The 11,530-nt window shown below is 70.6% G+C and carries 12 protein-coding genes and 2 pseudogenes; 10 read left to right on the top strand and 4 right to left on the bottom strand.

The features are described from left to right. On the bottom strand, positions 1-265 hold a 265-nt coding region (locus tag ACFFNX_RS29160), incomplete at its 3' end, for a helix-turn-helix domain-containing protein (RefSeq protein ID WP_378208929.1). A 116-nt stretch (positions 266-381) separates the two neighbouring features. On the opposite strand from ACFFNX_RS29160, the gene ACFFNX_RS29155 reads away from it, so the two are divergent. The 4 genes from ACFFNX_RS29155 (at position 382) to aroQ (ending at position 6,192) form a co-directional block, all read left to right on the top strand. Beyond that, the gene (locus tag ACFFNX_RS29155; protein ID WP_378208927.1) at positions 382-1,380 is read left to right on the top strand and encodes an aldo/keto reductase; all 999 of its coding nucleotides are present in this window, start codon (positions 382-384) and stop codon (positions 1,378-1,380) included. A 219-nt stretch (positions 1,381-1,599) separates the two neighbouring features. Next, positions 1,600-2,040 (top strand): DUF427 domain-containing protein, encoded by a 441-nt coding sequence (locus ACFFNX_RS29150; protein ID WP_378208925.1) that lies wholly within the window; start codon positions 1,600-1,602, stop codon positions 2,038-2,040. Between the two features lie 12 nt (positions 2,041-2,052). Continuing rightward, positions 2,053-5,538, top strand: a complete 3,486-nt coding sequence (locus ACFFNX_RS29145) for an ATP-binding protein (protein ID WP_378208923.1) — start codon at positions 2,053-2,055, stop codon at positions 5,536-5,538. A 156-nt stretch (positions 5,539-5,694) separates the two neighbouring features. Further along, positions 5,695-6,192, top strand: coding sequence for a gamma subclass chorismate mutase AroQ (gene aroQ / locus ACFFNX_RS29140; protein ID WP_378208916.1), 498 nt, complete (start codon positions 5,695-5,697; stop codon positions 6,190-6,192). A 63-nt stretch (positions 6,193-6,255) separates the two neighbouring features. Here aroQ and ACFFNX_RS29135 read toward each other — a convergent pair whose 3' ends face one another. Then, positions 6,256-7,146 (bottom strand): alpha/beta fold hydrolase, encoded by an 891-nt coding sequence (locus ACFFNX_RS29135; protein WP_378208914.1) that lies wholly within the window; start codon positions 7,144-7,146, stop codon positions 6,256-6,258. 238 nt (positions 7,147-7,384) lie between these two features. On the opposite strand from ACFFNX_RS29135, the gene ACFFNX_RS29130 reads away from it, so the two are divergent. From ACFFNX_RS29130 to ACFFNX_RS29105, 6 genes and pseudogenes are all read left to right on the top strand, one after another. Beyond that, entirely contained in the window at positions 7,385-8,377 is a 993-nt protein-coding gene (locus ACFFNX_RS29130; protein WP_378208912.1) for a zinc-binding dehydrogenase, read from the top strand. Positions 8,378-8,596: 219 nt separating this feature from the next. After that, entirely contained in the window at positions 8,597-9,304 is a 708-nt protein-coding gene (locus ACFFNX_RS29125; RefSeq protein ID WP_378208911.1) for a ricin-type beta-trefoil lectin domain protein, read from the top strand. A 53-nt stretch (positions 9,305-9,357) separates the two neighbouring features. Next, on the top strand, positions 9,358-9,792 hold the full coding sequence (locus tag ACFFNX_RS29120; protein ID WP_378208909.1) for a cupin domain-containing protein: 435 nt from the start codon (positions 9,358-9,360) through the stop codon (positions 9,790-9,792). 240 nt (positions 9,793-10,032) lie between these two features. After that, positions 10,033-10,161, top strand: a pseudogene (locus tag ACFFNX_RS29115) (hypothetical protein); the annotation flags it as partial. 139 nt (positions 10,162-10,300) lie between these two features. Then, positions 10,301-10,495 (top strand): annotated as a pseudogene (locus tag ACFFNX_RS29110) (hypothetical protein); the annotation flags it as partial. After that, positions 10,473-10,847: a hypothetical protein gene (locus ACFFNX_RS29105; protein WP_378208907.1), complete on the top strand. Its 375-nt coding sequence runs from the start codon at positions 10,473-10,475 to the stop codon at positions 10,845-10,847. The pseudogene ACFFNX_RS29110 and the gene ACFFNX_RS29105, both read left to right, overlap by 23 nt. A gap of 79 nt (positions 10,848-10,926) precedes the next feature. On the opposite strand, the gene ACFFNX_RS29100 is transcribed toward ACFFNX_RS29105, so the two are convergent. Next, the gene (locus ACFFNX_RS29100) at positions 10,927-11,103 is read right to left on the bottom strand and encodes a DUF397 domain-containing protein (RefSeq protein ID WP_378208905.1); all 177 of its coding nucleotides are present in this window, start codon (positions 11,101-11,103) and stop codon (positions 10,927-10,929) included. Positions 11,104-11,132: 29 nt separating this feature from the next. Next, positions 11,133-11,530 (bottom strand): P-loop NTPase family protein (locus tag ACFFNX_RS29095; RefSeq protein ID WP_512699864.1); only part of this gene is annotated, 398 nt, incomplete at its 5' end.

Below are 11,530 nucleotides of genomic sequence, written 5' to 3'. Positions count from 1 at the left end.
CCTCGGCGGACAGCCGGAGCGCGCGGGCCAGGGCGTCGAGGACCGCCGGTGAGGCGGTCGGCTGACGACCCTGCTCCAGGCGCGTGTAGTAGTCGGGGCTCACCCCGGCGAGCTGGGCGACCTCCTCGCGGCGCAGGCCCGGGACGCGGCGCCGCCCCTCGGACGGCAGCTCCACGTCGCCGGGGTCGAGGCGTGCGCGCCGCGCCCGGAGGAACGACCCGAGTTCCTCGTTTCGGCGGGCATTGGTCCCGTGTGCACCGGCCATTCGCCGAGAGTAGCACTGGCATACCTAGGTAATAGTTGGCCGGGCTTAATGGACGGGAACGCCGGGCGTCCATGATTTGCTTTTCCCGTTACTGATTCACGGCAGAGGAAATTGTGATGATGCTGGAAAGACGCTCGGTCGGTGATCGGGGACTCGTCGTGTCCGCGATCGGATTGGGCACGATGGGGATGACGGGGGCGTACGGTCCGGCCGATGAGGCCGAGTCGATCGCGACGATCAAGGAGGCGCTCGACCTCGGTGTGACCATGTTCGACACGGCCGACGTCTATGGCCCGTTCGCCAACGAGAGCCTGCTCGGGCGCGCTCTGGCGGGACGCCGGGACGACGCGGTCGTGGCGACCAAGTTCGGCGGCGCGGAGCTGGCCGACGACGGCACCGTGCTCGGCGGCGCGAACGGACGCCCGGAGTACGTACGGGCCAGTGTGGAGCGCTCCCTCCGTCACCTCGGCACCGACCGGATCGACCTGTACTACCAGCATCGCGTCGACCCGCGGGTGCCCGTCGAGGAGACGTTCGGGGCCCTCGGTGAGCTGGTCACCGCGGGCAAGATCCGTTATCTCGGCATCAGCGAGGCCCGGCCGGAGACGATCCGCCGGGCTCACGGCGCGGCCCCGCTGTCCGCGGTCGAGACCGAGTACTCGCTGTTCAGCAGGGACGTGGAGACGAACGGCGTGCTGGCCACCGTGCGCGAGTTGGGGATCGGGTTCGTGGCGTACGCGCCCCTCGGCCGGGGGTTCCTGACCGGTGCCGTCCGTTCGGAGGGCGTCCTCGCCGAGGCCGATCTGCGCCGTGGTTTCCCGCGCTTCGACGACGCGAACCTGCGGGCCAACCTCGCCCTGCTGGAGCGCGTCGAGAGAATCGCCGCCGAGCGGGGGACCGACAGCGGACGGCTCGCCCTCGGCTGGGCGCTCGGCCAGGGACGGGACGTCGTGGCCATCCCCGGCACACGCCGCCGCTCGCACCTGGCGGCCAACGTCGACGGCGGGGCGACGCCACTGGACGACGCCACGCTCCGGGCGCTTCGTGAGGCCGTCGCACCGGACGAGGTCGCGGGGACACGGACGTCACCGAGGGACGTCGGTATCGAACGATAGAGCGGGGGTTCTCATTCGGAGAATCTAGGGATTGCCACTAAATCTTTCATGGTCAAAGTGTCGTTCACGCGCTATGCGGCGACTAATCTCGTTCGCGGGATGCCTCGACGCGGCGCCGTGCCGCGACCGCCGAAATGGAACTAACGATCACACGATCATCGGGAGTCGGCCGCCTGGGGGATCGGCGAAATGGCGGCATGACGATTGAAGGTAGTGCTGATGAGCCTGACCTGGCAGGAAAAACCGATATTCCCGCGCGCTCGCGGGGGACGGGTCCACGCGTCCGGCTCCGTGCTCGAACGGGTGCTCTATGCCGAGCCGCTCCGGCGGCGGATGCAGGTGCGGGTGGGCGATCGGGTGATCGTGGACAGCGAGGACGTCGTCCTGCTGCACGAACCCGGCCGTTTCCCCGTGGCCTATTTCCGTCTGGGCGACACGATGCCGGACACGGTGAGACCGAGCGGCCGCGTGACCGAGAGCCGTGACCTCGGAACGACCCTGTGGTACGCCGTACGTGCGGGTGGGGAGTGGGCGGAGCGCGGCGCGTGGTGCCACACCGACCTGCCCGACCACGCCGAGGCGCTGCACGACCGCATCGCCTTCCGCTGGCGCGCGCTCGACACGCTGTACGAGTCGTGGCGCGCGATCGACGGCGCCTGACCGGGAGCCGGCATGTCGGTTGTCACGGCAACGGCCGTACGGCCGGACGCCGGAGGTCACCGGGCCGCGGCCGACCGTGGGCTGCGGATCCGGCTCCTCGGCCCCGTACGGCTGATCGGCCCGGACGGCGAACGCGCGACCGGTTCGGCCAAGCAGCGGCTCGTCCTCGCGGTCCTGGCCCTGCACGCGGGACGGGTCGTGTCGCGTCAGGCGCTGATCGACGCGGTGTGGGGAGAGGACATGCCCGACTCCGCGGAGGACAGCCTCTACACCTACGTCTCGCGGCTGCGGAAGGTGCTCGATCCGTACCGGAGCGGCCGGGTCCTCGTGACCGAGGGGCGTGGCTACCGGCTGGACCCGGCCGCGGTGGAGATCGACGTCGAGGAGTTCGCCCGCCTGGGCGACCTCGCACGCCGCCTCGGCGAGCGGGACGACCCGCACGGGGCCGCCGACGTGCTGGAACGCGCACTGTCGCTGTGGCACGGCGACCCTCTGGAGGACGTTCAGGGCGCCTTCGCGTCGGCCGAGCGCGACCGCCTCACCGAGCTGCGGCTTCGTGCCCTCGAACAGCGGGCCGCCGCCCTCGTCCGGTGCGGCCGGGCCACGGAGGTCGCCGCGGAGTTGCGGCCGCTGGTCGCCGAGCACCCGATGCGGGAGGAGCTCACCGCCCTGCTGATGCTCGCCCTGCACGAGCAGGGCAGGAGCGCCGAGGCGGTCGAGGTGTTCGACCGGGTCGAGACGGTCCTCGTCGAGCAGCAGGGTCTCACGCCGGGAGGCCGGCTGCGCGAACTCCGCGAGCGTTTCGCCGACACCGCCGATCATGGTGCGCTCGCGTGCCGGTCGGCGGCGCGGTCGGCCCTGCGCCGGCGTCTGACCGGGCTGCGATCCGGCCGCGGCGGCGTGGTCTGGATCGAGGGCGGTCCGGGCATCGGTAAGTCGGCACTGCTCAGCGCCGGCCTGGCGGGTGTGGAGGAGACCGGCTGCGTCGTGTTCCGCCTGACGGCCGAACCGGGCGTCGCGCTGACGGACCTGCTGCACGATGTGTGGCACGCCGCGACCGGAACGTCCGCGCCGCCTCCCACAGAGATCGTCGGCGGGCTCCGTGAGCTGTGCCGGCGCGGGCCGGTGCTCCTGTCCGTCGACGACATCCACCTCCTCGATCCGGGCGGCGTGCTCGCCTGGCGCCGGCTCGTCCGGCTCGCCGCGGACCAGCCGCTGTTGCTGGTCGCGGCGGGTCGTCCGGAGGAGAACCAGCCATGCCTGTGCCGGTCCGCCGAGACGGCCGAGGTCCTCCGCCTGGAACCGCTCGACATCGAAGGAGTGACCGAGTTCGTCACCGTCCGTACCGGCGCCACGCCCGGGGCGCGGCTGCTCGACGCCGTCGGGTGCGCGGGGGGAAACCCCGGACGGCTCGCCGGCGTCCTGACCGCGCTGGACTCCGCCTCGCTCCTCGTGGTCGCCGACGGACGGGTGGAGCTCGGGGCCGGCCCCCACGACCGCGTGCTGCGCGAGGTCGTCCAGCGATGGCTGGCCGCACTCTCGCCGCCCGGCCGCCGGCTCGTCCGCACCGCGGCGCTGCTCGGCTCCGAGTGTGACCTCGACGACCTCATCGCGGTGGCCGGACAGCCGCTGTCCGACCTGTCGTCCCTGCTCGGCGAGGCGGCCCAGCACGGATTTCTGCGTGAGAGCGGCCATCGCCTCGCCTTCCCGCACACGGTGCTCTGGGATGGAGTCGCGCAGACCTGGACGCCTTCGGAGAAGCCGCTCGAACATCGCGAGGCCGCCCGGGCGCTGGACCGCGCCGGGGCCCTGCCGGACCATGTCGCGGGACAGCTGCTCCTGGCCGCGTTGCCTCCGGACGACTGGACGATTCGTTGGCTGCTGGCGTACGTGAAGACCCTCGCGGCGGAGTCGCCGATGCTGGCCGTCGAGCTCCTCAACCGGTCCCTGGACTGGCCGGGGATGCGGACCGGAAGCCGCGTCGTGCTCACGACGCTGCTCGTCCGGCTCCTGTGGAGGCAGGGCCGCAGGCCGCTGAACGAGGCCGCCTTCGTGGAGCGGACCACCACCGATCCGGAGGTGCTGACCGAGATGCGGCTGGTGACCGCCCATCTTCACCACGACGCCGGAGAGACCGCCCTGGCCAGGGACGCGCTGCGGCGGTTGCTGGGCGCCCCGGGACTGCGGGCACGGTGGCGCGTCCGCGCCGAGTCCCTGCGTGCGCAGATCGATCTGGCCGAGGACGGCGACCTGAACTCCGCACGCGCCGAGCTCCGGCGGACGGACCGGGGGAACGACGCCTTCGCGGCGGCCCACACTCGGCACGCGTTGTGGCGTCTCCGTTCGCGGCGCGGCGACCACCGGGCGGCGCTGGCGCACGCTCAGGCCGGCATCGTCCGGGCCACGCACGAGCCGGAGGCCATCGAGCTCGAACTCGGCCTGTGGGGCGACAAGGTCTTCAGCCTTCAGCAGCTCGACCGGCTGGAGGAGGCGGGACGGGCACTCGCCACGGCACGGGCCCTGGCGACCGGCCGGGGGATCACCGGGGGAGCCGCACTGCCGGCGGCGGCGCACTGGTACTGGCTCGGTCGGTGGGACGACGCGATCGCCGAGCTGGAGTACACCCTGTACGACGGTTACCACTGCATGCGGAGCCCCGGTGTGTTCCAGCGCGCCCAGGGCCTCAGGGCCGTCATCGCGGGGCACCGTGACGACGCCGTCGGCCTGGAGACCATCCTCAAGAGGATGGACACCGGCGCGGCGGCATACGGGCCCGTCGACTATCCGATGGTCGGCAAGGCGATCGCCGCCGAACAGGCGGGGCGTCCGGCGGACGCGCTGGCGATCCTGGAGCCGCTCCTCTCACCGGAGACCACGGGCACGATGGCGCCGCACCAGTATCTGCCCCGGCTCGCGCGGCTGGCCCGCGACGTGGGCGATCGCCCGGCCCTGGCGCGCGCCGTCACGGTCTGCCGCGAGCGGTCGGCCTCCGAACGCGTCCCCGCACGGGCCCGGACGGCCCTGTGGTGGTGCACCGGCCTCGCGGCGTCCGACCCGGGACCCGTGCTGCGTGCGGCCGACCGGCTGGCGGGTGCGGGACGCCGGGTCGAGCACGCGATGGCGCTCGAAGACGCCTCCGTGCTGCTCGCGCGGGCCGGGGATCTCGCCGAGGCCGAACGCCACGGGCGGCGGGCCATGGGGCTGTACGCCGAGATCGGGGCACTGTGGGACCTCCGCCGCGCCGAGACGGCACTGGGAGGCTTCGGGATCGGACGGCCGGACGGCCGCCGCCCCTCGCCGGACCGGCTGAGCCGGACGGAGTACCGGGTGGCCGAGCTCGTCGCGGCGGGCTGGTCGAACCATGAGATCCGGCTGGCCCTCTCGCTGCCGCGCGACGCGGTGCAGGACCTCGTCCTCGGAGTCGTGGCGAAGACGGGCGCCGGTTCCCGTCTCGCCGTCACCCCGGACCTGGTGAAGAGATTCGTGAGTCATCGATGATGGTTCTTCGTACAAAAATGATCGGCCGATGGTTCCAGGCCGCCGGCAACGTTCGGGCGTATTTCATCCGAGCGCGCCGTATTCTGTCCGGAGGCGGCCATAATCATTGACATGACATCCGTGCGAGCACCATTCGAGGGGGAGACTCTCGGTGCATTGACGAATATCGTCGCCCGCCGGATTCTCCTGGCGGACAAAGTCGCGCAGGCGAAATTCGGCACCGGCGATCCCATCGACGATCCGGTACGTGAGAGAAGCCTGGTCGAGGCGGTCGCCCACCGGGCGAGGTTCGCGGGGATCGGGCCGGATGCCGGCGTGCGCTTCTTCCGGGCCCAGATCGAGGCGAACAAGATCGTGCAGCGGGGGCTGCACCGGCTCTGGGCGGACAACCCCGGACTGAGGCCGCACGACCGTCCCGACCTGGATGCGGACGTCCGGCCGAGACTCGACGAGATCACCGTCGAGATGCTGCACCAGTTGAAGCTGACCGAGGCGGCGCGCCGGACCGCCGCTCCGTGCAGTGTGGAGACGCTGGAGGCGGGACTGCCCGCCGACCTGCGCGTCCGGTTGGACGCGTTGCACCGGGAGGCACTCGCGGTCGCGCTGCGGCCGATCTGCTGCCCCGGACACGAGCCGGACGCCCCGGGCGCGTAAGCGCATCCCCCGACGCCGGTGGGGCCGTATCGGTCCCTGCGGTCCCACCGGCCCGGGGCGTCCTCAACCGGTGACGAACGCGACGACCTCGCGGACGAACGTGTCCTGCTCGCTCTCCAGGTGACCGAAGTGGCCGCTGTGATCCAGGGCCAGCATCCGGGCCGCCGGGATCCTCGCGACGAGTTCCTCGGACCAGGGGCGGGGGCAGACGAAATCGCAGGCGCCCGACACCACGAGAGTAGGCGTGCCGATCCGGTCGATCAGGCCGCGGCCGTCCCACTCGCCGTTCTCCCGCGCGGGGTCGTAGGTGACCTCCAGCGTGATGGGGCCCCGGTCGGCGACGGTCCGGCGGAAGTCGGCGAAGCAGGCGGGGAGGATCGCCCGCAGGAACTCCCGGTGTGACCGCCGATCGGTGATCGTCGCGGTGCGGCTCACCATGGCCGCGTCCCAGGCCCGCGCGGCCTCGGCGGCCTCCGGCCGGTCCGGCCAGCGCGCGGCGAACGCGTCCATCTGCCGTGTGGCCTCCTCGAACAGCGCGGGGCCGTACAGCGGCGCGGTGCTGTAGGCGACGAGCCCGCCGAGCAGGCCCGGGTTTCGCAGCGCGACCTCGAGTCCCACGAAGCCGCCGTGGGAATGGCCGATGAAGAAGGGCCGGTCGACGTCGAGGTGCTTGAGCACGCCCTCGGAGAACCGCGCGTAGGCCGGCACGCTGTAGTCCCCGCCCGGGGCGAAGTCGCTCTGCCCGGTGCCGACCGGGTCGAGGTAGACCATCGTCATGTGGCGTTCGAGCAGCGGCATCCGCAGGTAGCCGGAGTCGATGCCCGGGCCGCCGGAGTGTACGAGGCAGACGGGGCCGTTGCCGGCGACCTCGTAGGCCTGGCAGACGCCGTCGACCTCGATGACGTGCTGCCCGGTCGTGAGGGCGGCCTGGCTCCGGTGAGTTCTGTGGGGCATGTGAATTACTCCCTGCCTTCTCAATCGGAGGCATCATAATCACGGGCGGAATGGTCTCGGAGCGACACTTTCCCGTATGTGATCGTGAGATCCTTCGCCAGGATCGAATGGGCGCATGTCTCGGCACTTTTGGTCAGTCGGAGGGCGATGGGATTTTGGCCTCCGGCTGGAAGAATCAGTGTCCGGAGTGCGGTTAGCGTGAATCAGGACAAAAGCGATCGACTGAACGGAGCGATGAATGTACGAGGGCCGGTCATGGCAGGCGACGGAATTCGGCGAGCCGGAGGACGTCATGTCAGTGGTCGAGACCCGTTGGTCCGCACCGGCCGACGGGCAGATCCTCGTCCGGGTACGGGCGGTCGGCGCCGGTTTCGCCGACGTTCTCCAGGTGCGCGGGCAGTACCCGGGGGTGACCCCGCCGGTGACCCCGGGACTGGAGGTCGCCGGAGAGGTCGCCGAGGCGGCGCCGGGGACCGGGTACGCGCCCGGTGACATGGTGATGGGCGTCACTCCGGCGGCCGTCGGCGAGACCTACGGCGGCTATGCGGACTACACCTACCTCCGGGCCGGCAAGGTGCGGCGGATCCCCTCGACGTTCTCCGCCGAGGAGGCGGCCGGGTTCATGATCCCGTTCCGGACGGCGCACCAGGCGCTGGCCGAGCGGATCAGCACCGAGCCCGGTGAGACCCTGGCCGTCCTCGGCGCGGGCGGTGGCGTGGGGAGCGCCGCCATCCAACTCGGCAAGGCCCTCGGCCTCACGGTCATCGCCGTGGCGGCGACCGACGAGAAGCTGAAGTTCTGCATGGCCCACGGGGCCGACCACGGCGTCAACCACCGTGAGCAGGACGTGGCGGCCGAGCTCGTGCGCCTGACGGACGGCGCCGGCGTCGACGTCCTGCTCGACACGGTCGGCGGCGAGCTGACCTCCCGCGCGATCCAGGGTGTCGGGAGCGGCGGGCGCGTGAGCGTGGCCGGCTACGCCAGTGGCGCCTTCGTGACGGTCGACGTCATGGACATGGTGCTGCGCAACTACTCGGTCGTCGGCGTCTACGCGGGCGGCACGACTCCTGACCAGGACGCCGCCGCGTACGGCACGATGCTCGGGATGGCCGAGCGCGGGGTCATCCGGACCCCCATCGGTACGGTCAGCCCCTTCGAAGAGGTCCCCGCGGTGCTCGCCCGTATGGCCTCCGGCGGCCCGGCGGGCAAGCACATCATCCGCGTCTCGTAAGACCTCCGGGCGAACGACCATAGAAATCGATCCGAAAGTGCAAGACCGATATCGGAGCACGGGATCACGACTCGGTTTCCCGATTCTCGGCGATCGCTTCCATTACCGTTGTATGCGGTGGCGTAAAACGTCGAGGGACGGAAGTTGATGTCCGAGCCGAAATCAGAGATGGCAGAAGATCCAGGCCGGGTGAGAAAAGCCCGGATGCTCGCCGCGAGTATGAGAGGGGACGGAGAGAAGAAAGGGATTCCCGGAATTCTCGTCGGTGGTGTCCTCGCGGTGGCGCTGGTCGCGGCCGGCGCGATCGGCGTGGGCGCGCTCACCACCTACCGGAAGGCGAGCGGACGGGCGAAGACCACGGCCGCGTACCGCTCGCCGATGGGCTCGGTGCCGCCGACGGTCAGCGCGAGTCCCTCCCCGATCGCCCCGCCTGCCGTCCCCGGGGTGAGCGACCCGAGGGCCACGCCGTCGGTGCCGCACAAGGGCCCGGGGGCACCGGACAAGGCCGCTGCCTCCGATGCGAGCTCCGGAAGGCGGCACGTGGCCGCGCTGGCCGTCGCGTCGCACTCCCTCGTGAGCTACGCCTCGGGCCGGTGTGCCGACATCAGCGGCGGAGGCAGGGCGAACGCGCCCGTCCAGATCTGGAGCTGCACCGGCGCCTCGTGGCAGAAGTGGATGTTCGCGTCAGGGACGATCCGCTCCGGCGGGCTCTGTATGACCGCCACAGGCTCGAACGGCGCCGCCATCGTGGCCGCGGCGTGTAACGGCGGCGCGGCCCAGCGCTTCGTCCTGAAGAGCTCGCTGGACATCGTGCACAGCGGTACGAGCGAATGCGTCGACGTTAAGGACAATAAGACGGTCAATGGCACTCCGCTCCAACTGTGGAAGTGCTCGGGGACCTCGAACCAGAAGTGGCACACGGCCTAGATCGGCGCCTAGGCCGAGCCGATCGACCGATAAGTAGAAAGCAGAAAACACGGATGCGTAACGCTTTTCGCGTCGGCCTCGTCGGAGCAATGGTCGCCGTCTACGGCGTCACCGGCGGCCCGGCCGGTGCGACCCCGCCCGGACCCGGCGTGACCGGCACGGTCCTCTTTCAAAAGACCGTGGGGGGAACGGACTACATCTACCGGGAGATCACCCTTCCCGCGCACCAGAGTACGGGCTGGCACTACCACGACGGCAACCTGTACGCCGTGGTCAAGCAGGGCACGCTCAGCCACTTCCACTCCGACTGCATGTCGGACGGTGTCTACCCGCGCGGCAGCGCCTTCGTCGAGAAGGGCGGCACGGGCAACGTGCACATCGGACGCAACCTCGGCGACACCCCGGTCGTGCTCGATGTTCTGTACGTCCTGCCCCACGGCAGTCCTCTGTCCGAGGACGCGCCCAACCCCGGGTGCGACTTCCAGTGAGCCGGAGTGAGAGGGACACCATGGACTTCGAGTCCTCGGTCTTCGACAAGGAGTACATCGCGCTGGGCGCCTGCTGCTGATCTCCGACGCCGCGCAGACCGAGCTGTACGAGCAGATCTTCGCCGCCCTCCGGCCCGGCACCACGCTGGGCCTGTCGCACGGGTTCCTGCTGGGCCACCTGTCGGATCGGGGGGAGCGCTTCCCGGCCGAGGTGGACGTGGTGGGCGTGTGCCGAAGGGCATGGGCGCCTCGGTGCGGGCACTGTACGTGCAGGGCGCGGAGGTGAACGGGGCGGGCATCAACGCCAGCTTCGCCGTGCACCAGGACGTCACCGGGCGCGCGACCGATCGGGCGCTGGCCTGGTCGGTCAGGCTCGGTGCCCCCTACACCTTCCAGACCACACTGCGCTCGGAGTACCTGTCGGACCTGACCGGTGAGCGCGCGATCCTCGCCGGGGGGCCTGCACGGGCTGGTCGAGAGCCTGTTCCGCCGCTTCCAGGAAGAGGGCATGGGCGCCGACGAGGCGTTCCGGCACTCGGCCGAGTCCATCACCGGCCCCATCTCCGCCATCATCTCCGGCCACGGCCTCCGCGGAGTGTACGAGCGCCTGGGCGAGAACGACCGTGAGGTCTTCGCTCGCGCCTACAACGCCGCGTATCCGGTCGGGCTGGAACTGACGCATGAGATCTACGACGAGGTCGCCTCCGGCAACGAGATCCGCAGCGTGGTCGTGGCCGGCGAACGCCTCGGGGCACCCCTACTCCGAGATCGCCAACGAGTCGGTCATCGAGGCCGTCGACTCCCTCAACCCCTACATGCACGCCCGCGGCATCGCCCATCTCGTGGACAACTGCTCCACCACCGCACGCCTCGGCGCTCGCAAGTGGGCCCCGCGTTTCGACCATCTGCTCACCCAGCAGACCTACCCCGCCCTCGATCAGCATCGGCCCTCCAGCGACCCCACACCCTTCGCAGCCTTCGAGGACCACCCCATCCACGACGTCCTCCACACCTGCGCACAGATGCGTCCCCCCGTGGACATCTTCGTCGCGTAGGCGTCCCACGACCGCGAATGCCGGCCCGCCCCGATGAGGGTGGGCCGGCGTTCGGCGGTTCAGCGGCGGCGCCGCGCGGTCACTGGACGAACCTCCCGTCCAGCTCCTCACGCATCTCCTCCGGAAGCTCCAGCTCGCCGGCCTTGATGCGGGCGAGGAGGTCCTGCCACGCGGGAACGCTGAAGAACAGCTTCGGGCCGTCGGGGTCCTTGCTGTCGCGGACCGCGATGACTCTGATCGGACCGTCGTCTGTCACTGCCTGCTCCTCTTCTTCTCAGGGTCTCTTCAGGCGAGCGGTGGCAGGTCTTCCGGGCGTACCTCGGTCAGGTCCTGCCGGCTGGGCGTCACGATCTCTGAGATCCGCTCGGCCTGGCGTTCGGTCATCCGCTGGAAGATCTGGCGGGCGGTGCGGCCGTTGCCGAACCGCTCGCCGCGCGGGTAGTTCTCGAAGTAGTCGAGGAGCCGCTCGCGTGTCTCGTCGGCCAGCCGGTAGTCGTGCTGTTCGGCGTGTTGTTCCACGATGCTGACGAGTTCCTCGGCGAAGTAGTCCTCGAAGGTGAGCGTGCGAGTGAAGCGTGAGGCCAGGCCGGGGTTGGAGTCGACGAAACGCTCCATGTCGCCGGGATAGCCCGCCGCGATCACCACGACCTCGTCACGGTGGTCCTCCATCAGCTTCACCAGCG

It is taken from the genome of Actinoallomurus acaciae, assembly GCF_042429965.1.
In the GTDB taxonomy this organism is placed as follows: Bacteria; Actinomycetota; Actinomycetes; order Streptosporangiales; family Streptosporangiaceae; genus Actinoallomurus; species Actinoallomurus acaciae.
This window is presented reverse-complemented; position numbering and strand designations above follow the sequence as displayed.